Origin of the sequence: Streptomyces sp. NBC_00328 (genome assembly GCF_036139655.1) — a bacterium.
Taxonomy (GTDB): Bacteria; Actinomycetota; Actinomycetes; order Streptomycetales; family Streptomycetaceae; genus Streptomyces.
Genome location: NZ_CP108013.1, coordinates 8,872,471 through 8,898,389, shown reverse-complemented (window position 1 = coordinate 8,898,389; position 25,919 = coordinate 8,872,471). Strand labels below are relative to the sequence as shown.

The 25,919-nt window shown below is 70.7% G+C and carries 28 protein-coding genes; 20 read left to right on the top strand and 8 right to left on the bottom strand.

Annotated features, from left to right (window positions below; genetic code table 11):
• Position 1: 1 nt before the first annotated feature.
• From pgm to OG485_RS39065, 3 genes are all read right to left on the bottom strand, one after another.
• A complete protein-coding gene (gene pgm / locus OG485_RS39075; protein WP_328673353.1) occupies positions 2–1,642 on the bottom strand; it encodes a phosphoglucomutase (alpha-D-glucose-1,6-bisphosphate-dependent) in 1,641 nt (546 codons plus the stop codon).
• Between the two features lie 100 nt (positions 1,643–1,742).
• Positions 1,743–2,738 (bottom strand): MASE1 domain-containing protein, encoded by a 996-nt coding sequence (locus tag OG485_RS39070; protein ID WP_443048861.1) that lies wholly within the window; start codon positions 2,736–2,738, stop codon positions 1,743–1,745.
• A 171-nt stretch (positions 2,739–2,909) separates the two neighbouring features.
• A complete protein-coding gene (locus OG485_RS39065) occupies positions 2,910–3,743 on the bottom strand; it encodes a PP2C family protein-serine/threonine phosphatase (RefSeq protein ID WP_328674818.1) in 834 nt (277 codons plus the stop codon).
• 218 nt (positions 3,744–3,961) lie between these two features.
• On the opposite strand from OG485_RS39065, the gene OG485_RS39060 reads away from it, so the two are divergent.
• From OG485_RS39060 to OG485_RS39020, 9 genes are all read left to right on the top strand, one after another.
• On the top strand, positions 3,962–4,450 hold the full coding sequence (locus tag OG485_RS39060; protein WP_328673352.1) for a hypothetical protein: 489 nt from the start codon (positions 3,962–3,964) through the stop codon (positions 4,448–4,450).
• Between the two features lie 297 nt (positions 4,451–4,747).
• Positions 4,748–5,683, top strand: coding sequence for an ABC transporter ATP-binding protein (locus tag OG485_RS39055; RefSeq protein WP_328673351.1), 936 nt, complete (start codon positions 4,748–4,750; stop codon positions 5,681–5,683).
• Positions 5,680–6,528: an ABC transporter permease gene (locus tag OG485_RS39050; RefSeq protein ID WP_328673350.1), complete on the top strand. Its 849-nt coding sequence runs from the start codon at positions 5,680–5,682 to the stop codon at positions 6,526–6,528. The genes OG485_RS39055 and OG485_RS39050 overlap by 4 nt, the downstream gene beginning before the upstream one ends.
• Positions 6,529–6,744: 216 nt before the next feature.
• Positions 6,745–8,103, top strand: a complete 1,359-nt coding sequence (locus OG485_RS39045) for a sensor histidine kinase (RefSeq protein WP_328673349.1) — start codon at positions 6,745–6,747, stop codon at positions 8,101–8,103.
• Positions 8,100–8,777 (top strand): response regulator transcription factor, encoded by a 678-nt coding sequence (locus tag OG485_RS39040; protein WP_328673347.1) that lies wholly within the window; start codon positions 8,100–8,102, stop codon positions 8,775–8,777. The genes OG485_RS39045 and OG485_RS39040 overlap by 4 nt, the downstream gene beginning before the upstream one ends.
• 52 nt (positions 8,778–8,829) lie before the next feature.
• Complete coding sequence (locus OG485_RS39035; RefSeq protein ID WP_328673345.1) at positions 8,830–9,270, top strand: OsmC family protein; 441 nt, start codon at positions 8,830–8,832, stop codon at positions 9,268–9,270.
• A gap of 113 nt (positions 9,271–9,383) precedes the next feature.
• Complete coding sequence (locus tag OG485_RS39030; protein ID WP_443048859.1) at positions 9,384–9,860, top strand: ATP-binding protein; 477 nt, start codon at positions 9,384–9,386, stop codon at positions 9,858–9,860.
• A gap of 201 nt (positions 9,861–10,061) precedes the next feature.
• The gene (locus OG485_RS39025) at positions 10,062–11,015 is read left to right on the top strand and encodes a Ppx/GppA phosphatase family protein (RefSeq protein ID WP_328673341.1); all 954 of its coding nucleotides are present in this window, start codon (positions 10,062–10,064) and stop codon (positions 11,013–11,015) included.
• A gap of 280 nt (positions 11,016–11,295) precedes the next feature.
• Positions 11,296–11,655 carry a hypothetical protein gene (locus OG485_RS39020; protein WP_328673339.1) on the top strand — a complete coding sequence of 120 codons (360 nt, stop codon included), beginning with the start codon at positions 11,296–11,298 and terminating at the stop codon, positions 11,653–11,655.
• A gap of 127 nt (positions 11,656–11,782) precedes the next feature.
• On the opposite strand, the gene OG485_RS39015 is transcribed toward OG485_RS39020, so the two are convergent.
• The 4 genes from OG485_RS39015 to OG485_RS39000 all read right to left on the bottom strand — a co-directional run bounded on the left by OG485_RS39015 (position 11,783) and on the right by OG485_RS39000 (position 19,550).
• Complete coding sequence (locus tag OG485_RS39015) at positions 11,783–14,326, bottom strand: discoidin domain-containing protein (protein WP_328673337.1); 2,544 nt, start codon at positions 14,324–14,326, stop codon at positions 11,783–11,785.
• Between the two features lie 483 nt (positions 14,327–14,809).
• Positions 14,810–17,098 (bottom strand): M4 family metallopeptidase, encoded by a 2,289-nt coding sequence (locus tag OG485_RS39010; RefSeq protein ID WP_328674817.1) that lies wholly within the window; start codon positions 17,096–17,098, stop codon positions 14,810–14,812.
• A gap of 402 nt (positions 17,099–17,500) precedes the next feature.
• Complete coding sequence (locus tag OG485_RS39005; protein WP_328674816.1) at positions 17,501–19,006, bottom strand: MFS transporter; 1,506 nt, start codon at positions 19,004–19,006, stop codon at positions 17,501–17,503.
• A gap of 370 nt (positions 19,007–19,376) precedes the next feature.
• Positions 19,377–19,550, bottom strand: coding sequence for a CsbD family protein (locus OG485_RS39000; protein WP_328673335.1), 174 nt, complete (start codon positions 19,548–19,550; stop codon positions 19,377–19,379).
• Positions 19,551–19,684: 134 nt separating this feature from the next.
• Here OG485_RS39000 and OG485_RS38995 point away from each other — a divergent pair, with 134 nt between their 5' ends.
• The 3 genes from OG485_RS38995 to OG485_RS38985 all read left to right on the top strand — a co-directional run bounded on the left by OG485_RS38995 (position 19,685) and on the right by OG485_RS38985 (position 21,351).
• Positions 19,685–20,326, top strand: coding sequence for a DUF5709 domain-containing protein (locus OG485_RS38995; protein ID WP_328673333.1), 642 nt, complete (start codon positions 19,685–19,687; stop codon positions 20,324–20,326).
• Positions 20,327–20,749: 423 nt separating this feature from the next.
• Positions 20,750–20,980 carry a CsbD family protein gene (locus OG485_RS38990; protein ID WP_328673330.1) on the top strand — a complete coding sequence of 77 codons (231 nt, stop codon included), beginning with the start codon at positions 20,750–20,752 and terminating at the stop codon, positions 20,978–20,980.
• A gap of 2 nt (positions 20,981–20,982) precedes the next feature.
• Positions 20,983–21,351, top strand: a complete 369-nt coding sequence (locus tag OG485_RS38985) for a low affinity iron permease family protein (protein ID WP_328673328.1) — start codon at positions 20,983–20,985, stop codon at positions 21,349–21,351.
• A 50-nt stretch (positions 21,352–21,401) separates the two neighbouring features.
• On the opposite strand, the gene OG485_RS38980 is transcribed toward OG485_RS38985, so the two are convergent.
• Positions 21,402–21,881: a hypothetical protein gene (locus OG485_RS38980; protein WP_328673326.1), complete on the bottom strand. Its 480-nt coding sequence runs from the start codon at positions 21,879–21,881 to the stop codon at positions 21,402–21,404.
• A gap of 168 nt (positions 21,882–22,049) precedes the next feature.
• Here OG485_RS38980 and OG485_RS38975 point away from each other — a divergent pair, with 168 nt between their 5' ends.
• The 8 genes from OG485_RS38975 to OG485_RS38940 are packed head-to-tail and all read left to right on the top strand — an operon-like array spanning position 22,050 to position 25,879.
• Positions 22,050–22,400 carry a gas vesicle protein GvpO gene (locus OG485_RS38975; protein WP_328673324.1) on the top strand — a complete coding sequence of 117 codons (351 nt, stop codon included), beginning with the start codon at positions 22,050–22,052 and terminating at the stop codon, positions 22,398–22,400.
• A 28-nt stretch (positions 22,401–22,428) separates the two neighbouring features.
• Positions 22,429–22,938, top strand: coding sequence for a gas vesicle structural protein GvpA (locus tag OG485_RS38970; protein ID WP_328673322.1), 510 nt, complete (start codon positions 22,429–22,431; stop codon positions 22,936–22,938).
• A gap of 3 nt (positions 22,939–22,941) precedes the next feature.
• Complete coding sequence (locus OG485_RS38965) at positions 22,942–23,655, top strand: GvpL/GvpF family gas vesicle protein (RefSeq protein ID WP_328673320.1); 714 nt, start codon at positions 22,942–22,944, stop codon at positions 23,653–23,655.
• Between the two features lie 10 nt (positions 23,656–23,665).
• Positions 23,666–23,917, top strand: a complete 252-nt coding sequence (locus OG485_RS38960; protein WP_326783828.1) for a gas vesicle protein GvpG — start codon at positions 23,666–23,668, stop codon at positions 23,915–23,917.
• 59 nt (positions 23,918–23,976) lie between these two features.
• The gene (locus OG485_RS38955; protein WP_328444896.1) at positions 23,977–24,390 is read left to right on the top strand and encodes a gas vesicle protein; all 414 of its coding nucleotides are present in this window, start codon (positions 23,977–23,979) and stop codon (positions 24,388–24,390) included.
• Positions 24,371–25,240 carry a GvpL/GvpF family gas vesicle protein gene (locus OG485_RS38950; protein ID WP_328673317.1) on the top strand — a complete coding sequence of 290 codons (870 nt, stop codon included), beginning with the start codon at positions 24,371–24,373 and terminating at the stop codon, positions 25,238–25,240. The genes OG485_RS38955 and OG485_RS38950 overlap by 20 nt, the downstream gene beginning before the upstream one ends.
• Entirely contained in the window at positions 25,237–25,476 is a 240-nt protein-coding gene (locus OG485_RS38945) for a gas vesicle protein (protein WP_328673316.1), read from the top strand. Before OG485_RS38950 ends, OG485_RS38945 begins: the two co-directional genes overlap by 4 nt.
• Positions 25,466–25,879 (top strand): gas vesicle protein K, encoded by a 414-nt coding sequence (locus OG485_RS38940; RefSeq protein WP_328673315.1) that lies wholly within the window; start codon positions 25,466–25,468, stop codon positions 25,877–25,879. Before OG485_RS38945 ends, OG485_RS38940 begins: the two co-directional genes overlap by 11 nt.
• Positions 25,880–25,919: the final 40 nt, after the last annotated feature.

Here is a 25,919-nt window from a genome sequence, read left to right as displayed (position 1 = left end):
GTCAGCCGGACAGGGCCGCCGAGACCACCGCCTTCGCCTCGTCCTGCACCCGGCGCAGGTGATCGGCACCGAGGAACGACTCCGCGTAGATCTTGTAGACGTCCTCGGTGCCCGACGGACGGGCCGCGAACCAGGCGTTCTCGGTGGTCACCTTGATGCCGCCGATGGGCGCGCCGTTGCCCGGCGCCTCGGTGAGGACCGCGGTGACGGCCTCCCCGGCGAGCGTGTCGGTCGTGATCTGCGCGGGCGACAGCTTGGCGAGGAGGGCTTTCTCCTCGCGCGACGCCGGGGCGTCGATGCGCTCGTAGGCGGGCTCCCCGAAGCGCGAGGTGAGTCCGGCGTAGTGCTCGGAGGGCGTCTTCCCGGTGACTCCCGTGATCTCCGAGGCGAGCAGGGCCAGGATGATGCCGTCCTTGTCCGTGGTCCACACCGAGCCGTCACGGCGCAGGAAGGACGCGCCCGCCGACTCCTCGCCGCCGAACCCGAGGGAGCCGTCGACCAGCCCGTCCACGAACCACTTGAATCCGACGGGCACCTCGACCAGCCGGCGGCCGAGATCGGCGGCGACCCGGTCGATCATTCCGGAGGACACCAGGGTCTTGCCGATCCCCGTCCCGGCGGGCCAGCGCTCGCGGTGGGAGTAGAGGTAGGCGATGGCGGCGGCTAGATAGTGGTTGGGGTTCATGAGCCCGCCGTCCGGGGTGACGATCCCGTGGCGGTCGGCGTCGGCGTCGTTGCCCGTGGAGATCTGGAAACGGTCGCGCCTCTCGATGAGCGAGGCCATCGCGTACGGCGAGGAACAGTCCATCCGGATCTTCCCGTCCCAGTCCAGCGTCATGAACCGCCAGGTGGGGTCGGTGAGCGGGTTGACGACCGTCAGGTCCAGCGCGTGCTGTTCGGCGATGCGCCCCCAGTAGGCGACCGAGGCCCCGCCCAGCGGGTCGGCGCCGATGCGGACCCCGGCCGCCCGAATCGCGTCCAGGTCCAGCACCTGCGGCAGATCGGCCACGTAGGTGCCGAGGAAGTCGTGGCGACCGGTGCCGGGTGCGGCGAGCGCCCGGGCGTAGGGGACGCGGCGTACGTCCTTGAGGCCGTCCCTGATGAGTTCGTTGGCCCGGTCCTGGATCCAGGAGGTCGCCTCGGAGCCCGCCGGGCCGCCGTTCGGCGGGTTGTACTTGAAGCCGCCGTCGGCCGGCGGATTGTGGGACGGGGTCACCACCACACCGTCCGCGAGGCCCTTGGAGCGTCCGCGGTTGTACGTGAGGATGGCGTGCGACACCGCCGGGGTGGGCGTGTAGCCGTCCGCGCTGTCGAGGAGCACGGACACGTCGTTGGCCGCGAACACCTCCAGGGCGGTGACCTTCGCGGGTTCCGAGAGCGCGTGGCTGTCGGCGCCCAGGAAGAGCGGGCCGTCGATGCCCCGGCCGTCGCGGTACTCGCAGATGGCCTGGCTCGTCGCGGCGATGTGGTCCTCGTTGAACGCGGTCGCCAGGGACGAACCGCGGTGTCCGGACGTACCGAAGGTGACGCGCTGGCCGGGTTCGGCCGGGTCGGGGTGGAGCGCGTAGTACGCGGTGACCAACCGGGCCACGTCGACGAGATCCTCGGGTCCGGCCGGACGGCCCGCTCGCTCGTGCTGCATGTGCCCGCACCTCCGCATCGGTGGTTCTTCGCTGGTGGTCTCATCTTTCCCCACCGGGCCGGGCGGCGGCACCGGGCCGGACGGCGGAACCGTGCCGCCGTCAGGCGTGACCGTCCTCCCCCAGGGGAGGCGGTCTGGGCGTGGGATTCCCGGCGGTCAGATGTTCGAGGACCTCCACCAGTTCCTGGCAGGCCCGTTCCACGGAGCGTCTGGTGTTGCGCTGCTCGGTGATGACGGCGGACAGGAGGAGGGCCGTCAGGGCCATGGTTCCGTTGAAGGCCTGCAGCTTGATCATGACCTCGGTATGGCTCAGCCGGTAGAACGGGCCCACCTCCTCCGTGGCCGCGACGGTGGCCATGACCGAGGCGAACAGGGCGCACACCACACTGCCGGGGAGCTCGAATCGCAGGGCCGCCCAGATCAGCAGCGGATAGACCAGGAACAGCATGCTGATGGAACTGCGGGTGGCGACCGGCACCATGACGCCGGCCACGACGAGGATCACGGCGGCCTCCTTCCACCGTGTCAGTCGCATCGGGGGTCGTATGGCGTACAGCATCAGGATGACCGGGGTGACGATCAGGACGCCCATCGCGTCGCCCACCCACCACGCCAGCCAGACCGGCCAGAAGTCGCCCAGGGCGAGTTTGTCCGTGGCCACCAGCAGGCCGACGTCCACGGTCGCACTGATCGTCATGGCGCCCAGGGCCGCCAGGAACACCAGGGCGAGACCGTCGCGGAACCGGCTGAGATCGGTGCGGAAGTGGACGGCGAGCAGCAGGAGGTAGGCGCAGACCGGAGCGACGGTGTTGCCCGCGACGATGCCCGCCGCGGAGAACTGGAGCGAGGTGAACGAGGAGAGGGACAGGACGACCAGGAGTGCCCCGATGGCGATCCCGAGCCACGCCTGGATCCCCAGGAGCAGCAGGGCGGCGACGGCCACGCCGGTGGGCGGCCAGATGGGTGTGAACACCGCTCCTTCGACAGTGAGCCGCCGCATGAGTCCCAGCCGCCCTGCTCCGTAGTAGCAGGCGGCGATCACCAGCGTCTGAAGGGCGCCGACGGCCGGTCGGCTCATCTTCTGTGCAGCCACCACAGAGTCATCAGACACCGTCGGGGCCCTGTCGGCGAGGCGAGCGCCGGTGTGCGGCGAGCGGCGGCGGGCGCGTCAGCCGTGCCGGACGACGGCCTCGTCGACGGAACGGGACGGTGGGCGCGTCACCCCGAAGCGGACGACAGCCGCGTCCCGGAACCGGAAGGTGACGCGTCACCGGAACCGGACGGTGGGCGCGCCGTGGCGGACCACGAGTACGGCCGCGTCGTCCTCGTGCCCCACGCGCTCGGCGCCCTTGATGACCGCGGCGGCCAGCGAACCGGCCGACAGACCCGCGACGGCGGCGACTCCGGCGAGCCGGACGACCTGGTCGAGACCCTCGTCCACGTTCATCGACGGGCCCTCGACGACGCCGTCGGTCAGCAGGACGAAGACCCCGCCGGTGGTGAGACGGTGCCGGGTCACCGCGTACCGCATCCCGGCCTCGATGCCGAGCGGTGGCCCGCCTTCGTCCTCGGTGATGCCGGACTTCCCGTCCGCCGTCGCCCAGACGCAGGGTATGTGCCCGGCCCGCGCGCTCTCCAGTACCCCGGTGACCGGGTCGAGCCGCATGAAGGTGCAGGTCGCGAAGAGGTCGGAGCCGATGGACAGGATGAGGTCGTTGGTCCGGGCGAGCAGTTCCCCGGGGTCGCCGGTGACGGAGGCGAGGGCGCGCAGGCCGACCCTGACCTGCCCCATGAAGGCGGCGGCCTCGATGTTGTGGCCCTGCACGTCGCCTATGGACAGGCCGATGCGCCCGTCGGGCAGTCTGAAGGCGTCGTACCAGTCCCCGCCCACGTTGAGGCCGTAGCAGGCGGGCGCGTACTGGACGGCCACGTCGAAACCCGGGGCGGAGGGCAGGTCTCCCGGAAGCATGCCGCGCTGCAGCGCGATGGCCAGTTCGACCTGGGAGCGCTGAAACTCCGCGCGTTCACGTGCCTGGGCGGTCAGCGATCCGAGCCTGGCGAGCAGCTCGTCGTCATCGCCCGTCGGCAGCTTGCGGGACATCGACCACCCCGGAGGAAAAGCCATCCATGAAGGGAATATGAAGAAACCGTCACTATCGGATGATAACGACCATGACGCACGACCCGACATCGACGCTTCCCGGCCAGCCTGCTCGTGCCAGGTGACGTGCGTCGGCGACGGCCGCCCGTCGCATGGCCGTCAGGCGCAATCACAGCGAGACAACCAACCCGGTACACATCACCACCCTTCAGCGCTACGTGCGCACAGCTCAGCTGGAAAGCGTCTACGCCGCCATCGGTGACACCCTGGCCGCGACCGATACGAGCGCGCTCTCCTACCGGGCAGTGGCGGTCAGGCACGCCGACTGGGGCGTGCCCGGCCAGGGGCTCGCGGTCATCCTCGTCCAGCCCAGCGAGCAGGTGCTCGGCTTCCAGGCCGCGCTGCTCGCCGCCGTCACCCCCTTCACCGAGCCCGACGGCACGGCCTCAGCCTTCGTCACCGACCCCGGCGAGGACATCAGCCAGAGCACCCGCGACTGGGTCGAGGGATACGTCCCCGCCCAGATCGGGCCGGGCAAGTACACGGCCCACGTCACCGTCGGCTTCGCCACCCTCGACGCACTCAAGACCATCGAGGCCGAACCGTTCGACGCCTTCCCCGTCCACCCGGCCACCGTCGCCGTCTACCAACTCGGCAACAGCGGAGCCGCCCGCAAACTCCTCAAGACCTGGCCCATCCCGCGCTGACGGCCGGCTCGGCAGCCCGGGGCACGGAGCGAGGATGCGCGCCGCACGCTCTGTCGATTGTCAGCCCTGCCATTTCGGCGGGGCCCAAAACGCCGGGGAACTCCGCGCCCGCCGGAGCTCGGACGGACGCGCCCGCCCGCGTCCTGTCATCCGCGAGCCGTAGCCGAGTGATACCGCGGTACTACGTGTCTCCCCTCGACCGGGCTCTCCGGTACCACGGATCCGGGACCGCGGGCTCCTAGCGTGGTGGGTGAGCAGTCAGGTGGGGGGCCTGCCCCCGAAAGCAAGGGATCATCGATGATCGAGGCACATCAGCTGACGAAGCGGTACGGGGAGAAGACGGCGGTGGACCGGCTGGACTTCGTCGTGAAGCCCGGTACCGTCACCGGCTTCCTGGGCCCCAACGGCGCGGGCAAGTCCACCACCATGCGCATGATCGTCGGCCTGGACGCGCCTTCCAGCGGCAGCGTCACGGTCAACGGCAGGCACTACGCCCAGCACACCGCGCCGCTCCAGGAAGTCGGCGCGCTGCTCGAGGCCAAGTCGATCCACCCGGGCCGGTCCGCCTTCGACCACCTCATGGCCCAGGCCTACACCCACGGCATTCCGCGCCGCCGGGTGGAGGAGGTCATCGAGCTGACCGGCCTCCGGACGGTGGCCAAGAAGCGCGCGGGCGCCTTCTCCCTCGGCATGGGCCAGCGCCTCGGCATCGCCGCGGCACTCCTCGGCGACCCGGCCACCGTCATGCTCGACGAACCGGTCAACGGACTGGACCCCGAGGGCGTGCTGTGGATCCGCAATCTGCTCACCGGCCTCGCGGCGGACGGCCGTACGGTCTTCGTCTCCTCGCACCTGATGAGCGAGATGGCCCTGGTCGCCGACCACCTGATCGTCGTAGGGCGTGGACGCCTGCTGGCGGACACCACCGTGCGGGAGCTGGTCCAGCAAGCGGGCGGTGACACGGTGACCGTGGCCACCGACCAGGCGGCCCGGCTGCGCGAGGTGCTGGCCGGTCCCGGTGTCGGGATCACCGGCGCGGCCGGATCCGAAGAGCTTCAGGTGACAGGTCTGACCCCGCGGGCGATCGGTCTCAAGGCCGCCGAGCACGGCATCCCGCTGTTCGAGCTCAGCTCCCGGACCGTCTCTCTCGAAGAGGCGTTCATGGATCTGACCCGCGACGCTGTCGAGTACCACGCCAGCGCCACCGTCGAGACTTCTGGGAGGGCGGCATGAGCACCGTCACCGTCACCGACAGTCCCGCGACCGGTCCCGTACGAGCGGCCCGTCCGACGTACAAGGTCACCGGGCGCCGGGTGCTGCGCTCCGAGTGGGCGAAGCTGTGGTCGCTGCGCTCCACCTGGATCACCCTCGGCCTCGGACTGCTGTTCCTCGTCGCGTTCGGCGTGATCGCCGCCGCGCACTACAAGTCCGAGCTCAACTCGGGTCACCCGATGCACCGGGACGACGTCGCGGCCTCCGCGCTCAGCCTCTCCGTGTTCGGCACGAACTTCGCGCAGCTGGCGCTCGGTGTGCTGGGTGTGCTGATCACCGCCGGTGAGTACTCGACGGGCATGATCCGTTCCACGCTGGCGGCGGTGCCGCGCCGGCTGCCGGTGCTGTGGTCCAAGGCCTCGGTGTTCGGCCTGGTCGCCCTCGTCGTCGCCACCGTCGGCGTCTTCGTCGCCTTCACGATCGACAGCGGCATCGTCTCGGGCACCCCCGCGGCCCTCACCATGTCCCACTCCGGCGTGGTCCGCAGCCTGCTGGGCGCGGGCCTCTACCTCGGCCTGGTCGGCGTGATCGGCACCGCCCTGGGCGCTCTGCTCCGCTCGGTAGCCGGCGGTATCTCGGTCCTGGTCGCCTCGCTGATGCTGGTGCCCGGTCTGGTCTCGCTGCTGCCCAGCTCGTGGCAGGACAACATCAGCCCCTACCTGCCGAGCAGCGCGGGCGAGTCGATGTTCGCGCTGACCCACGACTCGACCACCTTGTCGCCCACCGCCGGGCTCGTGGTCTTCCTCGGCTGGACCGTGCTCGCCCTGGCGGGCGCCGCGTACCGTCTCGTCCGCACGGACGCCTGAGACACCGCCCACCGCACCCCACGACCGGCACGCCACGGCACCCGACCGGACCACCCGGTCCGGTGTCGTGCCGTCCGGGTCCCGGGCATCACGACCGACCCGCGCGGTGACGCCCGTACGAGGACACGAGGAGTCGCGTACGGGGCGCGGCCGGACCCACGGCGTCCGGACCCACAATGGACAGGTGAGACCCATGAGCGTGGACCGGTGACTCCCATGAACGCCGACGACACCGCCCTGCCCGAACCGGCGGACGACCCTCCTTTCGCCGAGGCCGACCTGCCGTGGAACCACCCGCTGGCCCGTGCGCTGTCCCGTCTCGGCCGCCGGCTCAAGCGGGGTGACCGAAAGCGCCCGTGGATCCTCGACGCGGCGGTGACGGCTGTCGTGGCACTGCTGTTCTGCGTTCCGGACCTCGTGCACGACGAAGACGGCAGACACCATGGATTCGACACCCAGTTCACCCACCTGCCCTGGCCGGGGACGCTCGCGCTGCAGGCCGGACTGGTACTGCCCCTGCTGTGGCGGCGCAGAAGGCCCTCCCTCGCCTTCGCCGTGATCACCGCGGTCTTCATCCTCCAGCTGGCGCTGGGCGTCTGGCTGCGCGCCGACGTCGCCGTGCTGATCGCCCTCTACAGCCTGGTGCTGCACGGAGAGCTGCGACGGCTGCCCGTGGCCTGCGCGGTCACGGCCGGCGCGCTGGGGCTGGTCGCCGTACGCCTGCCGCCCGAAGTACATGTCCTGGACGCGCTGTTCTTCCTGTTCAGCACCATAACCGCGGCCGTCGCGCTCGGACTGGCCGTCCGGATCCGGCGCGGCCAGCTCGCCGTCCTGCGGGACCGCGCGACCCGGCTGGAGGTCGAACGCGACCAGCGCAGCCGACTGGCCGCCGCCGCCGAACGCACCCGCGTGGCCCGTGAGATGCACGACATCGTCGGACACAACCTCTCCGTCATCATCACCCTGGCCGACGGCGGCGCGTACGCGAACGACCTCGCGCCGGAACGCGGGAAGCAGGCCCTGCTGCTCATCGGTGACACCGGACGGCAGGCGCTCGGCGAGCTGCGCCGCATGCTCGGCGTGCTGCGCGAGCAGCCCGCGACTCCCAGCGCGCCCGAGCTGAGTCCCCAGCCGGGGATCGGAGACATCGACGCCCTGTGCGAGCGGATCCGGGCCGCCGGTCCGGTGGTCGTGCACCGCAGCAGCGGCGAACTGCGCACCCTGGACCGCGGTGTCCAGCTCGCCGTGTACCGGATCGTCCAGGAGGCTCTCACCAACGCCCTCAAGCACGGGGGCCCCGGGACACGCGTCGATCTCGCGGTGGGCGTGGAGGAGGCGCTGCTGCACATCGACGTCCACGACACCGGCCCGGGCAACGGCAGCGTGCGCTCCCGGCCGCACGACGACGAAGGGCACGGCATCCCCGGCATGAGAGAACGCGCGGCCCTCTACGACGGAACGGTCTTCGCGGGGCCCGGCCCCGACGGCGGGTGGACGCTGCGGGCCACCCTCGATCTCACCCCTCCGGGCGGGACCGACCTCGCTCCGCCGGCCGTCACGGGCGGTGCCGCGTGACCAGCGTGCTCATCGTCGACGACCAGCCGCTGCAACGCCTGGGCTTCCGCATGCTCCTGGAGAGCACGCCGGACACCTCTGTCGTCGGCGAGGCGTCCCACGGCGCCGACGCCGTCCGCAGGGCCGCCGAGCTGCGCCCGGACGTGATCCTCATGGACGTACGGATGCCCGGGATGGACGGCATCGAGGCCACCCGCCGGGTCGTCGCCTCCGGCGGCCGCTCCCGGGTGCTGATCCTGACCACGTTCGACCTGGACGAGTACGCCTACGCCGCGCTGCGCGCGGGAGCCAGCGGGTTCCTCCTCAAGGACGCCCATCCGGAGGAACTGCTCTCCGGGATCCGGGCGGTCGCCGCGGGGGACGCGGTGATCGCCCCCGCGCTGACCCGGCGTCTCCTGGACGCCTATGCCCGGCACCTCCCGCACGATCCGTCGGGCGCGAGGCCGCAGGACGACCCTCGCCTGCACGCCCTCACCGAGCGCGAGTACGAGATCTTCGTCGCCATCGGCGAGGGCTGGAGCAACAGCGAGATCGCCGGGCGCCTCGTCGTGGCGGAGTCGACGGTCAAGACACACGTCGGCCGCGTCCTGTCGAAGGTGGGCGTCCGCGACCGCGTCCAGGCGGTCATTCTCGCCTACGACCTCGGTGTCGTCCGGCCGAACCCGCCCGACTGACCCGACGGCACATCCGAGGCGGGCGGCGCGGCGCGACATTAGGGTCGGCGGTATGACTGACGACAAGCTGCGCCGCGTCACCGTCGAGCGGACCGGCACCGGACACTTCACCGCGACGAACACGCGGGGCGGGACGATCGCCTTCGGTACCGGTTCCGGACCCGGCGGGGAGGACGAGTTCACCCCGGTCGAACTGCTGCTCGCGGCCATCGGCGGCTGCACCGCGGCCGATGTCGATGTCGCGACCGGCCGCCATGCGGAACCCACGCGGTTCACCCTGACGGTGACCGGCGACAAGATCAGCGACGAGCTCGGAAACCGGATGACCGACCTCGCGGTCACCTTCTCGGTGGCGTTCCCGGACGGCGAGCCCGGCGACCGCGCCCGTGCCATCCTCCCCCGCGCCGTCAAGACCTCGCACGACCGGCTCTGCACGGTCAGCCGCACGATCGAGACCGGCACTCCCGTCGCCGTGACGGTCGCCGACGCCTGACCGCGGGGCACCCCGGCGCGGTGCCCCGCGGACGAATGCGCGGCCGGGTGGAGTGAAGCCGGATTTCCGGGGCAGACGCCGAACGTCGAAGAGGTGGACGCGGGACGGATCATATGGGTCAGCAGGTGAGCAAAGCGGAACAGCAGGAACAGCGGGGTGCACTCATCGAGGCCTCAGTCGCGTACGACGGTGACTCCGCGTGCATCGCTCAGGCGCGGGCGTTCACCCGCGACTTCCTGACACAGGTGCAGGCGGTCGCCGGACTGCCCGTCTCCGGACGGGTGATGGGCATGGTCCCCCTGGTCGTCAGCGAATTGGTGACCAACGCGGTCAAGTACGCGGGCGGACCGTGCCTGTTGTCGCTGGAGGTCGACCAGGGCGCCGTCCGGGCGACCGTGTGGGACTCCGACCCGACCCTTCCGGTGGCACGCGCGGCCGACGCCGGCCGCGTCGGCCAGCACGGACTGGAGATCGTCATGGCCGTGTGCCATGCCTTCGAGGCGCACCGGGAACCCGTCGGCAAACGGATCACCGCCGTGGTGACGTTGGCCGACACGCCGGACAGTGACCTGAGCCACTCCGCCACCTGACGCCGGCTCCCGCCCCCGGTGCGACAGCGGGGGCACGGCGGCGCGCGTGAAGTCCCCCCGGTCGGCCGCCCGGCGCCGCCGTGGCACCCTGAAAGGTCCCCCGACAGGCTCCTGACGAGCCGAAACGAAATCGTGTCGCGTCACCACGGCTGCTGTGCGGGACAATGGCAAGTTCGCGGGGTCCCCTTCGGCAGGAAACGGGTGGTTAACACAGTGCGTCAGGCAGGTGTACTAGACGTCGGGTGCCACAGCGCTCTGCTCACCGTGGCGCGGCGCCGCGCCGGAGTCGCCATGGAGGAGGTGCTGTCCCGAAAGGTACGGCTCCAGTTGCACGAGACGCTGGACGCCACGGGACGACTGGACAAGTCGGGCGTACGGAGCGTGCAGCGGGCCGTGGCCGAAACACTCGCCGAGAGCCGGGGAACCCTCCCGGAGGTGTACGCGTTCGCCACGTCGGTGATTCGCGACGCGCCCAACCGCGACGAGGTCCTCGCCCAGGTGGCCAGCGCGACCGGTACCCGGCTGCGGGTGATGTCCGGCGAGGAGGAGGCCCGTCTGGCCTACGTGGCCGCACGCCACTGGGCGGGCGAACGGGCCGGCTCCCTGCTGGTGCTCGACATCGGCGGCGGGACCGTGGAGGTCGCGTCCGGGTCGTCCAGGCAACCCCGGACGACCCATTCCCTGCCGCTGGGCGCCCGTACGGTCACCCGCGCCTGGAAGCTGGACGAGGCCGTGTCCTCGAAGCGACGGCTCGCCGAGGTGCGCGACCATCTGAGCGACCGGCTCGCCGAGGTGGCCGACCTGCCGCGCGCCGATCCCGACGGACGCGTGCTCGCCTGCTCCAAGACCTTCACCCAGCTCGCCCGCTACACCACCGCCGGCCGCGACCGCTCCCGGACCCCGCAGCGGCTGACCCTCGACGAGGTACGGACCGCGGTGGGCGTTCTCGCCAGGAACGGGACCGCGGGCCGCGGCCGTCTGCCCGGCATCTCACGTCACCGGGCCGGACAGTCCCTGGCCGGGGCGCTGGTCGCGGAAGCGCTGATGGAGGCCTGCCGGGCCACGAGTGTGGAGGTCTCGCCCTGGTCCACCCGGGAGGGCCTGCTCCTGGAACGGCTCGGGGCCCTGCGCGCCAAGGACTCCACCCCGCGCTGACGCGGACCGACCGCGGGCCGCCCGGTCCGCCGGGCGTTCCCCGTCCACGCACCGGGCGGGGATTTCGTCAACCACGTGAACACCGCCCCGTGTTCGCGGCCCACGGGACCGGCGGGCGGCTCGCGGGATGCGGTCGCGAGGGAGCGTGGCGCGCGGAGGCCGGGAACAAACCGGTACCACTCGACGCTGACCTGAACAGTCCGGCAGATGCCGGAGCGCGGAGTTCCACCGAGCGTGGTGGACCCGGCGGCGGTTCTGCTCGTGGAAAGGCGTGAGAGCGATGACGGCGTCCGGACAGCGGCGGCTACGCGCGGCCGGGGCGGGCGAGTTGCCCCTGGTGACTTCGTGCGGCCGCAGGATCCTCGTGAAGGAGCTGCGGCTGCCCACGCCGGGCCGGCCGATCGGCCGCGTGACGCTGGACGTGGGTCCCGACCAGGGCGACGAGCACGGGGTGTGGGCCTCGCTCACCCCAGCCGAGGCACGTGAACTCGCCCGTCGCCTCCTGGCGCACGCCGCCGGGGTGGAGCCGGCGGGGCCGCCCGATCAGGAAGCGCCCCGGGCTCATGACACGCGGCTCGACACACCTCGCGGCACGACGGGGGCCGCTGGGGGCTTCGGCTCGGGACACCGCTCCGTCTGAGCGGGCGGGCCCGGGCCGGCGACGGCCCACGCCGCCGGGTGACGCCGAACGCGCGAGGGTGCCGGCGCTCCCCCGGACCAGGGGGAGCGCCGGCACCCGCTTGTCTGTCAGCCGGCGCCGTTCAGGATCACGGGAACTGCGTGACCTTGGACGGGACGGTGTCCGTCCCCGAGGTGGGCGCGCCGGTGTTGTTGACGACGTGGGCGTACTGGCCCTTGCCGCCCAGGGAGATCACCTGGATGTCGTGCAGCTTGACCCCTGTCTTCACCGGGACCTGGAAGCCGTGTGCCTGCACGATCGACGGGTCCGAGGTGAAGTTGCAGTAGCTGCCCAGTCCCCATGCCTCGTGCACGGCCACGGAGTCGGCGACCTTGTAGGCCGCGTACCCGACGATGCCGTCGTGGGTGATGGCGGCGGAGTTGGGTACGTCGTACGCCTTCTCGTTCTGGTAGAAGATCGTGCGCCCGTTCTCGCCGTTCCACAGCACGTCGTACTTGTTGAAGTGCTCGACGAACAGGCCGGTCGCCAGGACGTCGTCACCGTTGACCACGAGCCCGTAGTCGGCGCGGTTGGTCTCCCAGCCGACTCCTTCGCCGTGGTCGGCCCGCCAGAGCCAGGTGTGGTCGATCACGACGTCGTCGCTGTTGACCACGACCGAGTTGGTGGCGAGGCCGGGGCCCGCACCGCCGATCCGCACGAACACGTCCTGCATGGTGGTCGGGTTGGCGGAGTGGTCGGCCGAGGCGCCCGACGGACCGATCTGCAGCAGGGTGTCGGACTTGGAGCTGCCTGCGTCGATGAGGAAACCGGCGAGCCTGACGCCGTCCACGTCCGCCACGTGCATCGCGTCGATGCCGTTGTCCGGCACGACGGTCGCGAGCCCGAGACCGAGGACGACGGTGTTGGCCCGGGTCACGTTGATCGTCTGGTCGAGGTGGTAGACACCCGGGGTGAACAGCAGGTTGAGGCCCTGGGCGAGCGCCGCGTTGATGGTCTGCGCGGTCGCGCCGGCCTTGACGACGTAGAACTGGTCGAGCGGGATCGACGTACCGGCCGTGTTGGGCCACGAGACGCCGCGGGAGTTGGTCCGCTTGGAGGGCACGAACACCTTGTAGGTGCTGCCGTCCAGGTAGAGGTAGGGCTTCTCGCGGGAGACCGGGGTGGTGTCCAGGGTGGTGTACGGGCCGGAGTCGAAGTTCGTCGCCGGTGCTCCCTGGACGCCCGTGAAGGTCATGTTCCAGACGCCGTTGGTCCAGCCGCCGACGGAGCTGTCACGGGTGTACCACTGCTGCTGGGAGTACGGGCCGACCGTACCGTCGATCTTGGAGTCGGCGATGTAGCCGCCGGAGGCCCAGCCGTAGCCGTTCGGAGCGAGGTTGAGGCCGCCCTGTACGTGGATACGGCGGAAGGGCGCGGCCTGGGCCACGGCCCAGCGGTCCGTGCCATTGACCGGGGTGATCGACAGGTTCTCCGCCGAACGCCAGAAGTTCTGGGTGGCGTTGCCGTTGAACCAGCCCGCGTCCACGGTGATGTCGCCGTTGATGTGGGTGTCGTCGGGGTTCAGGCCGAGGCCCGAGATCGAGGTGTAGAAGCCGACTTGGGCGTTGATGCCGTTGTACGTGCCCGGCTTCATCAGGAACTGGTAGCGGGCGGAACCGAACTGGTTCGACTCCTGCTGGGCGAAGACCTGGTCGAACTTGCCCTGCAGATCGGGCGTCGAGGGGTCCACGACGATGACGTTGGGCCCGAGGTCTCCGCCGCCCTGCACGGGCGGGGTGCCGGTCCCCGTTCCGGTGTGGACGGCGACCTCCCACAGCGAGTACCCGTACGCGGTGCCCCGGGTCGTCCCGTAGATCCGTACGTACCGGCCCTTGCCGGAGATGTCGTAGGAGGCGGTGCCGCCGGTGCCGTCGGTGACGGACTTGAGGACGGTCCAGTTCTGGCCGTCCGTGGAGGACTGGATCTGGAAGGCCCTGCCGTACGCCGCCTCCCAGTTGAGGTCGACCCGGCACAGGTCGCTGGAGGATCCGAGATCGACCTGGACCCACTGCGGGTCGGAGAAGGCGCTGGACCAGCGCGTCGCGGTGTTGCCGTCGAAGGCGGCCGAGGCGGGGCCGGACGCGTTCTCGGTGGAGGAGGCGGTCGCCGCCTTGCCCTGTGCCGCGTTGGCCGTGTCGCAGGTCGTCGGGGTACCGGTGCCACTGGTGCCGAAGACCTGGAACTCCCAGAGGGAGTAGCCGTACTGGGTCGCGCGGTGGACGCCGTTCATGCGGACATAGCGGCCCTGGCCCGAGACGTCGAGGGTGTCGGTGCCGCCGTCACCGCCGGTCACCGTCTTGATGTCGGTCCAGGTGCTGCCGTCCGGTGACGTCTGGATGCGGTAGTCACTGCCGTACGCGGCCTCCCAGTTGAGGACGACCTTGGTGATCGTGGCCGAGGCGCCGAGGTCGACCTGGAGCCACTGGGCGTCCGTGGCGGCCGAGGACCACCGGGTGGCGGTGTCGCCGTCGACGGCGTAGGCGGCGGGAGTGCCCCCGTTCTCGTCCGACGAGGACGTGACCGTCTTGCCCTGGGACAGCGGGAGTTCGGCCGCGGCGGCCGGTCTCTGCAAGGGCAGGGTGACGAGCGCGGCCATAGCGGCCAGCGCGACACCCAGGGTTCTGAGTTTCATGCCGTGACTCCATGCGGGTGGGGTGACGAGCGGAGCGGACACAGTGGATCGAGAGCTGTGGACACAGCTCTGCCATGTGGGTGGGAACGCTGTGAACTGGCCTTCCGGCGCTCTTAGTTCACGGTTTGATTTAAGTAATGAACCATCAGAGTGGCAAGTCCCGTGACACGGGTTTCTTCAACTCGTGTGCGTCGGCCCCGTGTTGGTGGGGCACTTCAAGGGGTTTGACCTGGATGGGGGTCTGCGCGGACAGGCGGGAGGCCGCCCGGATCCGTCAAGGCTTGAAGGCGCGGAGGACACGGAAGGCCCTGAAGGCCCGGAAAGCGCGAAGGGACCGCGGCGGAACGTGATCGAGGGCAGAAAGAAGCCGAGTGCCCTGGGGCGTCGCGCCGTTGTGACGGCGGACGCCCCCGGACACTCGGCGGGGACAGCTCGCCCGTCCGGTCCGCGAGGCGGTCCGGACGGGCACGGGTCAGTGGAGGATCAGGGGGTGATCCTCCACTCCTGGATGTAACCCACGTCGATCGACGCGAGGTCGCGGACCCGCAGCTTCCACGTGCCGTCGACCGGCTGCGCGGAGGCGTCCACCGTGAACGTCTGGTCCACGTTGTCGGCCGAGCCCCCGCTGCGGTTCAGCAGCGAGTAGACGGTGCCGTCGGGGCCGACCAGATCGACCGTCAGGTCACCGCGGTAGGTGTGCACGATGTTGACGTAGACCTCGGTGGTCGCCGAGGCGTTGCCGGGCCGGCCCGTGATCGTGACGGGCGACTCGACCGCCGGACCGACGTCGGGGATGTCGACCCGGGTGCTGTTGGCGTAGACGTACGCGATCCGCCAGTGGAAGGCCACCGACACCGCCGCGCCGGTGCTGTCGGTCACGGTGACCGTCGTGTCGCTGGTCCCCGGGGTGACGGGGATCCCGGAGACCAGTCCGGTGTCACCGATGGACAGGCCCTCCGGCAGTCCGGTGGCCGTGTAGGCGAGGCTCGCGTCGGTGTTGGTGGTGTACGCGTTCACCTGGAGGGACACCTGCTGGCCAACCCCCGAGGTCTGGTCGGCGACCGGGGCGACGTTGACACCCAGGGCGATGCGGTCACCGACGTTGATGCCCGCCCAGGCGTCGGCGACGGCGAGATAGGTGGGGCTGTAGGCCCCGAAGAGATCGCCCGCGGCTCGCAGGGTCGCGGTCCTGGCACCGGCGTAGCCGGTCGTGGACGTCATGTACGTCGTCAGCGCGCGGTACCAGATCCGGGCGGCGTTCTCGATGCCGATGCCGGCCACCGGAAGACCGTCATGGGTCGGACTGTCGTACGACACCCCGTTGACGGTCTTCGCGCCGCTCCCCTCGGAGAGCAGGTAGAAGAAGTGGTTCGCCGGTCCCGAGGAGTAGTGGACGTCGATGCCGCCCAGCGAGGAGTCCCAGTAGTCCCGGGAGGAACCGTCCTTGGAGGGCTTGTCCATGTAGCGCAGCGGCGCGCCGGTGCCGCGGATGTCGATCTTCTCGCCGACCAGGTAGTCGGGCACGTCGGCCGCGAGGTTCTCGTGGAACTCCACGGCCGCGGCGAAGATGTCCGACGTCGCCTCGTTGAGACCGCCGGACTCCCCCGAGTAGGTGAGGTTGGCGGTGGCCGCGGTCACCCCGTGGCTCATCTCGTGGGCGGCGACATCCAGGGCCGTCAGGGGGTGCGTGTTGCTCGCGCCGTCGCCGTAGGTCATGCAGAAGCAGCTGTCCTGCCAGAAGGCGTTGACGTAGTTGTTGCCGTAGTGGGCCCGGCTGTAGGCGGCCACACCGTCATTGCGGATCCCGTTGCGGCCGAAGACGTCCTTGTAGTAGTCCCAGGTCGCGGCCGCTCCGTAGGCGACGTCGACACCGGCGGTCTGCCGGTCGCTCTGGGCGCCGGTGCCCCAGACATCGTTGTCGTCCGTGAACAGGGTCCCGGTGCCGGAGGTTCCCTGGTTGAGGTCGTAGGTGCGATGGCCGGCGCGGTCGCCGTCGACCAGTTGGTACGACGATCCGGACGGGGTGGTGGAGAGCGGCACCGTCCCGACGTACTGGCCCGTCCCCGTGCCCGTGTCGACCCCCTGGTACCGGGAGGCGACCTTGCCGGAGGCGGCGTCGGTGATGACGTGCAGCTCGCTCGGTGTGCCGTCGCGCTGGACGCCGTCGATCACCGATTCCCAGGCGAGGACCGGGCGGGTGCCTGCGGCCCAGACGACGAGCCGGGGTGCCCCGTCGACGCCCGCTCGCCGGACGGCCGCCGCTCGTCCCACCGCGAGGGCCCTGGCCGCGGCGTCACCGGCGGAGATCCTGGGCTTGACGCTCGGCACCGCGATGGCGGCCCGGCCGGCCTCGGACACGGTGCTCCGGCCGCTCCTCAGGTGCTCGACCAGATCGCCGCCGAGCACCGGCAGTCCCGCGTAGGTGCGCTCGTATCGCGTATGGGTCGTACCGTCCGCGTCCTTGGAGACGTCCTTGACGACGAGTCGTTCCCGGGCGCCGAGGCCGAGCCGCTTCGCGGTGGCACCCGCCGCCGCTCCCGCGCTCTCGACCAGCGCTGCACGCCGGGCGGGCGACAGCGGAACCTGGCGGGCGCCGGACCTGGGCTCGGCGACGATCCGGGCGACGGCCCTGGCAGCCGGCGGATCAGCGGGGGCCGCGGACGCGGGAGCCGGGCGGACGGCGAGCGCCAGTAACGAGCTCGCGGCCGTGAGGGCGAGGACAGTTGCGCGTCTGCGCCGACGGGCGGAGGGGGGTTGCCGGTTCAAGGTCATCTCCATCTGCGAGGGGGGTGGCCCGGGCGGGCCGACCGTCGGATACGGCCGGTCCGTGGTGAGCCGGGCGGGAAGCAGCGCCGCAGTGACTGCCGCACGAAGGCGCTCGCGGAGTCGGCGGCGCGTGAATCGTCGGGGTGCGGGTGCGCTGGAAGGGGACGATGCGGAGGGGGTGAGCCGGAGGGGGTGAGGGCACCAGCGTGTGCACGAAGCGTGCCTGGTCGACAGCAGAGTGACATCGACCTGATGACCTTGTCATGGAGAGGACAAGACTTCGGCTTGAACTTGCCATTGCCTACTGGGAGTTCATCCGCCCGTCACAACTTTTCGGCCGCTGTGCGACGACTGTGAGCATGGCCGACGGCACGGCCTTCCACGCGGCCGGGTTCCCACATATGTGCCTCAGGGCCGACTCACGTGGGTGTGTTCGTGCGGCGTCCTGGAACGGCGGCGCGGTGGCCGGGGCTCACGGTCGCGCAGCCAGTCGTGAACAGCCAGGACGAGGGCGCACAGGACGGCCACGATCCCGGAGCCCACGGCGATCGCCAGGGCGGAGCGGAAGTCGTGCCGTCCCGTGCCGAGCACCATGTAGAAGAGTCCCGGCAGCGCCGCCGTACCGACCGCGCCGCCCAGCCGCTGGGCCGTCTGCAGGGCGCCGCCGGCCGCGCCCGCCATCCGCACCGGCACGTCCCGGAGCGTCATCGTGACGTTCGGTGAGATGACGCAGCCGCTGCCCAGCCCGCCGAGGAACAGGGCCGGAGCCGAGTACCACACGGCCGGATCCCCGGGTGCGAGGCACAGGATCAGCACGGCACCGCCCAGCCCCAGGGCGACGGCGGCCAGACCGCAGACGGTCAGGAGCCGGCCCAGCCGCTCGACGAGCCGTCCGGCCACCACGGCCGCCGCGGCCGAACCGATGGCGAAGGGGGTCACCGCGAGCCCCGAGCGCAGCGGGGAGAAGCCCTCACCGTTCTGGAAGTACAGCGCGAACACCAGCCACACGCCGCTGAACCCCACGAAGTACAGGGCGGCGATGACCGCTCCGGCCGCGTAGCCTCGCGTGCTCGTCACCAGGCGCGGATCCAGGAGCGGCTGCCCGCCGACCGCCGTCAGGCGCCGCTCCCACCCGGCGAACACCGCGAGGAGGCCCGCCCCCAGCGGGAAGAGCCACCACAGCCTTCGTACGCCGCCGGACTCGGCCAGGATCAGGGGAACCATCAGGGCGAGCACCCCGCAGCCGAGCAGCAGGACGCCCCGCAGATCGAGCCGTTCCCGGCGACGCGGAGCGACCTTGGGCAGCAGCCGCAGGCCCAGCAGGAAGGCGACTGCTCCGACCGGCACGTTCACGTAGAAGATCCAGCGCCAGCCCTGGGGCCCGTCGGCGAGCATCAGGATCAGGCCGCCGATGACGGGGCCCACCGCGCTGGAGATGCCGACGGTGGCACCGAAGAGCCCGAACGCCCGCCCCCGCTCGGCTCCCCGGAACAGCTGCTGGATGAGGGCGGAGTTCTGCGGTGCCAGGCACCCGGCGGCCGCGCCCTGGGCCAGTCGCGCCACGACGAGGAGAGTGATCGTCGGCGCGGCGCCGGCCGCGGCGCTGCACAGGACGAAGGCGGCGAGGGCGAGCAGGAAGATCCGCCGTCGGCCGATCGCGTCGCCCAGGCGTCCGGCCGTCACGAGAACCAGCGCGAAGGTGAGGGCGTAACCGGAGACGACCCATTGGATCGACGGGGCGGAGGCGTGCAGGGCGCGCTGCATGGAGGGCAGCGCGACGGCGACGATGGTGACGTCGAGCAGGCTCATGAACCCGGCGGTCAGGGTGACCCACAGGGCGCGCCACCGCCGCGGATCGGCTCCCTCGGCCGGCCCCTGCGCGCGGTCCCCTCGCCCCTCTGCCTGCGCGTCCAGTTCCACGCCGGGGACTCCTCTCCGCCACCCCCACCATCTTCGGCCCGCGGGGGCGTGGGGCAACACGAGGTCTTGGCCGGTGGCCATGAGCGTCGGAGTCTCGCCGGGCGCGGTCGGGGCCGATGACGGTGGGTGTCGCCGCGGTCAAGGCGTTTGCCGCGGTCATCGGCCCGACGCGTCGCTCCGGAGCGGCTGACCGTCCCGGGCTCCCGGCGGGGCCATGACCGTGCCGGACGCGTGCATGACCGTGGGGCCCGTTCCCCGGAACGGGCCCCACGTGGTTGGCCTGGCGGCCGCGCCGACTCCCCGGGACCTGAGCGATCGGCCCTTTCAGATCTTCGGCGGTTCAGTTCAGCCCCATCAGTCCTTCTCAGCCCTTGAAGACGTCCTTCGTCTTCTCCTTGGCCTCCCGCGCGTCGCCCTTGGCCTTTTCGGCCCGGCCCTCGGCGGTCATCCGCTCGTTGCCCACGGCGCGCCCGGCCGCTTCCTTCGTCTTGCCCTTGGCCTGTTCCATCTTGGCCTTGGCCTTCTGCTCGCCACTCACGATGTCTCACTTCCCATCACGATCGGCTTCGAGTGTCGACTCGTCGAGTGACCCTTCCCTCGGATACCAAACGTGGAGATCGAGAATCATCACCTCGTTTCCAGTGACTCTCTGTGATCGCGTGCCGTTCCGGCATGCCGGAACCGGTGTACTGGGTGAGCCTGGAGACATGGGCCGATGACACTCGGATCCGTCCGGAGGTCGCGCCCGTCTTGGGCAGCCAGAGCGAGGACGGCGTCATGGGTGATGAGGTCTACCAGCCGGGAGGTCCCGACATACGCGAGGACGAAGGCATCCTCGACCCCGAGGACACCCTGGAATACCGGGGCTCGGACCCCTTCGACGACGGGTGGTCCCCGCCCGAGCGCCCGCTCGCGGTGGACCATCCGGGCACCACGGCGCGTGAACAGCGCGAGGGGGAGAGCCTGGACGAGAAGCTGGCCGAGGAACGGACGGATCCGGCCCTGCGGGACCCCGGTGAGGACGACGGCGAGGACGACCTGGCGGCCGACGGAGACGAGCTCCTGGCCGACGAGGTGGACACGGATCCCGCGGAAAGGATCCTGGCCCTCGACGTGGGCGCCCATGAGGACGCCGAGCACGACATGATCGCCGAGGACGTCGGGGCCGACGGCGGACCCGACCCCGCCGAGCAGGAGGCCGTTCACCTGATCCCGGACGACGACATGCCCGAGCGCCTGGTGGACGAGGGTCAGCGCCGTCCCCCGGAGGACGAGATCCGCCGGCTGCGCTCCAAGACGGACTCCGCCTCCTGAGGTTCACCCGTGACGGCGCGGCCCCGGACGGAGAAGTGACGGCCGGTCAGTCCTCACCCCTGACGATGTTCCACTCGGGGGCGGTCCGGTCCTGGCGGGCCGACGCGCCGGCCGTCGCCGGAAGACAGGTCCTCGGCCCGGTCTGCCGCCGACGACGTGCCTTCGCCCATCCCGTCTCCGGTCGCTGGGTGCTCCTGGTCCCGATATCGGCAGCCATGGCTCCTTCTCATCACTTCTCTGTCCGGACCCGGCTCCCACCGTGTCCGGATCCATCGGATCCGGTCCCTTTCGCGGTTCCGGGCTTTCCGCATCGGGTCCCCCTCAGTCGCGCGGGGAAACCGGCCGGGCCGCACGACGTGGCGGACGTGGCCCCGACGTGGCCGGTTTGCGGTGCCGCCCGCCAGGTCACACGGTGAGAAGGGGATGAGTGACCCGCCGCGTCGCGGCACGGCGCGCACCCGGAGGACGGTGGCGATGATGTTCCAGGGCAACGCGAAGGCCAAGCAGATCAAGGGCAAGGTGAAGGAGTCCGTCGGGAAGGCGCTGGGCGACACGTCGGTCCAGAGGGCGGGCCGGCGTGAGCAACTTCGGGGCAAGGCGCAGGAGGTGACGGAGAAGGCCACGACGCGGGTGCGTCAGTGGACCAAGCACTGACCATGGCCTTTCAGCATCCCGCCGACCGCGGTGGCGACGAACGCGGCGGGTTCGAGCGGCTCGCCGAGTCCGGGTCGAGGTTCACCAGCTCGCCCGTCTTCTTCGCGTTCTGCGTCGGACTGGTCGCCCTGACGGTCGCCGTCCACATCGCCGGCCTCGCCGGGGAATGGCTCCTTCTCGCCGGCGACGCGATGACCGCGGTGACGCTGCTGCTCCTGGCACTGCTGAAGAACTCCGAGCTCCGGTCCGAGCGGGCGATCCAGCGCAAGCTGGACGCCATCGCCTCGGCGCTGCTGGAGGCGCGGGAAGGTACCCCCGGCAAGGCGCATGAGGATCTCAGGCGGGTGATCCGCATGGAGGACGAGACCTGACGGAGGCGCGCCGACGTCCAGCCTTGTCACGCTCTTTGGTGGCCATGGCCCTACCTCCGGCGTCCGGAAGCGCTCTTGGCTGTTCCGGACGAAGATCTCTTCGCGGCGGACTTCTTCGCGGGCGCCTTCTTCACGTCGGACTTCTTCGCGGGGGATCTCTCAGCCGTGGTCTTCTTGGCCGCAGCCTTCTTCGCTGCCGTCTTCTTCGCTGCTGTCTTCTTCGCCGGGGGCGAGGTCTTCTCTGCGGCCGTCTTCTTGGCAGGCGTCTCCTCAACCGGAGCAGTAGCCGCCAGGGCCTGGCGGCCTGCGTTCATCAGTTCGCCCCGTACCTGTTCCTGGAGCTCCGCGACAGCCGGGACCGCCGAGAGACGCTTGAGCCCTTCCGTGGCCAACTGCTGTGGATCGAGTCCGAATCGGCGCCCGGCGAGACAGGTGGCCACCGCGAACGTGAGGCGGCCCTTCTTCATACGTCCGAGCAGATAGCCCCCGGCGACAGCCGCGGCCAGGGCAATCTTGGTCGTCACCTTCATGAACCCGTTCCCTTCCGACCACGCGACCCCGCCTCCCCCTCTGCCCGCGTGCTCCACCGGGCCGGCTCGGAGAAGGCTGTCCACATCTGACGCTCCAAGTACCCCATATATGATGAGATTGCTTACTTACATGGGAATACGGCGTCCGTTTCGATGACCGGAGACACCATGGCCGCAGCAGAACCCGCCAAACGGCGACCGAGCGCCGACCGCGGTACCGCGCGCCGGCGGCCCGCCGGTGACAGTGCGGCCCCATCACGCTCCGGAGGCCCCGCCCGGGCCATCCGTGAGGCGGTGAAGCAACTCGGCTCGTTGCTCGGCCGAGCCCCCGAATCCGTTTCCGCGATCAAACCCACGGACGACGGTTGGGAGGCGGATGTGGAGGTACTCGAGTTGGAGCGCGTCCCCGAGACCACCAGCGTGATGGCCACCTACCGAGTGACCCTGGACAAGAAGGGCGACCTGGTGGCCTACGAGAGGAAGCGCCGCTATACGCGTGGACAGATCGACCGGCGCTGAGTCATCACTGCCGGTGAAGGGAGGCACCATGAGTGTGGTGCCGCAGAGTGGCAGCGGCCTCGCCCAGGGCGGCGGATCCGGCAACCTCTACGACGTTCTGGAACTCATTCTCGACCGCGGGCTCGTGATCGACGTCTTCGTCCGGGTGTCCCTCGTGGGCATCGAGATCCTGAAGATCGACGCACGCATCGTCGTGGCCAGTGTCGACACCTATTTGCGCTTCGCGGAAGCCTGCAACCGTCTCGATCTGGAATCCGGCAACAAGTCACCGGCCCAGCTCACCGACCTCGTCGGCGACTCCGTTGAATCCGGCGCGCGGGGCAAGTCCAAGGGAGCCCTCAGCGGCGCCGCCGAAGCGGTCACCGAAACCATCCGGGGAGTGACGGGCAAGGACAGCGACGACGAGGAGGAGGACGAGCCGGAGACGGAGGAGCCGGAGGAAGAAGAGGAGACGGAGGAAGAGCCGGTGCAGCGACGGCGGCGGCCGGCCCGGCGCTCCCCCCGGCGGGAGAGAAGCGCGTCTCGCGCGGAGGAGTGAGCCATGGCCGTATACATCTACTCGATCACGTTCAAGGACCATCCGCTGCGGCTCGACGGTCTCGACGGGGTCGGCGCCTCGCCCTCCCCGCTGCGCACGGTGACCGCGGGCCCGCTCTGCGCGGTCGTGAGCGACTCGCCGGAGGAACTGCGTCCTAAACGCAGAGACATCGGCCGGCACCAGGAGATCCAGCAGAGTCTGCTGGCGGACGGCACCGTGCTGCCCCTCAGGTTCGGCTACACCGCCCCGGACGAGGACGCGGTCAGGGAGGCGCTGGAGGAGCGCGGCGACGAGTACGCCGAACGCCTGCACCGGTTGGAGAACTGCGCCGAGTACAACCTGAAGGCGTCGCAGGACGAGGAGATGCTGCTGCGGGAGATCCTCGCGCAGTCGGAGACGGCCCGGCAGCTCAACGACGCCATCCGCGACGGCGCGGCGCCCCCCGACGCGGCCGTGCGGCTCGGCGAGCTGGTCGCCAACGAGGTGCGTGCCCGCCAGGAGGCACTGGCGTCGGGCGTGATCGAGGCGCTCCGCCCGTTCGCCCGGGAGATCGACTCCTCTCCGCCCGCCGGAACGGACTTCCTCAGCGTCTCGTTTCTGGTGAGCGACGACCAGGACGAGCTCTTCCTCGCCACGGAACTGAGTCTCGCGCACCAGATGGGCGAGGGGTTCGAATTCCGGCTCAACGGTCCGCTCCCCCCGTACAGCTTCAGCTGATGGAGATGTCATGGGACTGTTCACACAACTCGTCACGCTTCCCCTGGCGCCCGTGCGCGGGGTCGCCTGGGTGATGGACAGGGTCCTGGAGGCCGCCGAGAACGAGTATTACGACCCGGCACCGATACGGCTTCAACTCGCCGAGCTGGAAAGGCAGTTGAACGCGGGCGAGATCGACGAGGAGACGTTCGACCGGATCGAGGACCAACTGCTCGACCGGCTGGAGGAGATCAGGATCCACGAACGGGGCGGACCGCCCTGACCGGCCCGGTCTCCCCGAACGAACCCCGACCGGATCCGAGAGAACTCGAGGCCAGCGTCGTGAGTCAACCGCTCTCCAACCGCCTGGGCGACTATCCGTCCCGAGCCGCTCCGCCGTACGCGCAGGGGTCCTCCGCCAGTCTCGCCGACATCCTGGAACGCGTCCTCGACAAAGGCATCGTGATCGCGGGCGACATCCGGATCAACCTCCTCGACATCGAACTGCTCACCATCAAGATCCGGTTGCTCGTCGCCTCGGTCGACAAGGCCAGGGAAATGGGCATCGACTGGTGGGAGCACGACCCGTCGCTCACGTCGGGCGCCGGGGACGAGCGATCGCTCGCCGAACAGAACCGCAGGCTGCGCGCCGAGTTGAACGCGCTGCGCCGGGACAGGGGCATCCCCGAGGTGGACGCGGAACCGCACGGCACCACCCGCCGAAGAGCTGATCGCGATGACGACGAGTACGAGTGAACCGGTCACCTACGCGTACGCCGTGGCACGCGCGCACCCGGATCTGCCACAGTCCCTCACCGGACTCACGGGAGTGGCCGGCGCCCCGGTACACCTGATCGCCGAAGGCGGGAAGGAGCACGGCGACGCGGACATCGTTCTCGTGGTGAGTCCGGTACCGGCGGCGGACTTCCGTGAGGAGGGGCTCAGACGGCACCTGGAGGACCTGGCCTGGCTGGAGGCGGTCGCACGGGCGCACCACGCGATCGTCGAGGAAGTCGTGGCCCGCGCTCCGGCGCTGCCGCTGCGGCTGGCGACCGTCTACCGCGACGACAGCAGTGCGCGCGACATGCTGCGCTCCGCGGTACGGCTGTTCGCCGAGCGCCTGGATCACCTGGCCGACCAGGTCGAATGGGGAGTGAAGATCTATGTCGAGGCGACCGCCCCTCCCACCCCGGCGGCCCCGGAATCCCCGTCGGCGGACATCTCGCCGGGGCGTGCCTACCTGAGTGCCCGAAGACGACAGCGCGGCGACCGGGAGGCCGTCCACCGGGCGGCCCAGGAGGCGGCCGAGCGTGTGGGGAACGTGGCACGCGCGTACGCGACCGACCGGGCGGCGCACCGGCCCCAGCAAGGTGCCCTGGCCGGCGACGCGGGCGAGAACGTGTTCAACGACGCCTTTCTGGTGCCCCGCGGGCGCGGCGAGGCCTTCCGCGCCGAAGTCGCCCGCGCGGGCCAGGGACTGGCGGGGATCCGCGTCGAGGTCACGGGCCCGTGGGCGCCGTACTCCTTCGCGATGCCCGTGACCGACACGAACGCCCCCGGCGACACGGACGGCGGGGACGACTCTGTCCGGGGTGTCGGGCCATGACCGGGCCCGGCCGTTCGACCGCTCTGGAACCGCTGCCGGGCCGTCAGGTCGCGCTCATCGACCTGCTGGACCGGCTGCTCGCCGGAGGGGTGGTCCTGACCGGTGACGTGGTGCTGTCCGTCGCCGACATCGATCTCGTGCGGATCTCGCTGCGCGCCCTGATCGTGTCCGTCAGCGCGGAGAACCCGTCGCCCTGGGAACAGTCCGCTCCCCCGCGAGGCGGAGATGACGGCTGACGACGACGGCACCCCGGGCGCCGCGGATCCCCTGGAAGAGGCGGCGGAGGCCGCGGCACGGGCCTTCCGGCTGCTGCCGGCCGAGCCCTCGGACCGGCAGCGGCCGGGTGCGCGGGGTCGTGCCGCGGCCGGGCGGATCAACACGGACCCGGACACGGTCGAGCGCGACCTTCTGCGGCTGGTTCTGACGCTGGTCGAACTGCTGCGTCAGGTCATGGAACGGCAGGCGCTGCGCCGGGTCGACCAGGGTGATCTCAGCGAGGAGGACGAGGAGCGGCTGGGCGCGACGCTCATGGTCCTGCACGACCGGATGAGGGACCTGTGCGCGACTCACGGTCTGACCATGGAGGACCTCAACCTCGACCTCGGTCCCCTGGGCCCGCTGCTGCCGCCGCCCGACTGACCGGGGACCCGCCGGCTGCTCCTCGGCCCACGTCCCGGCG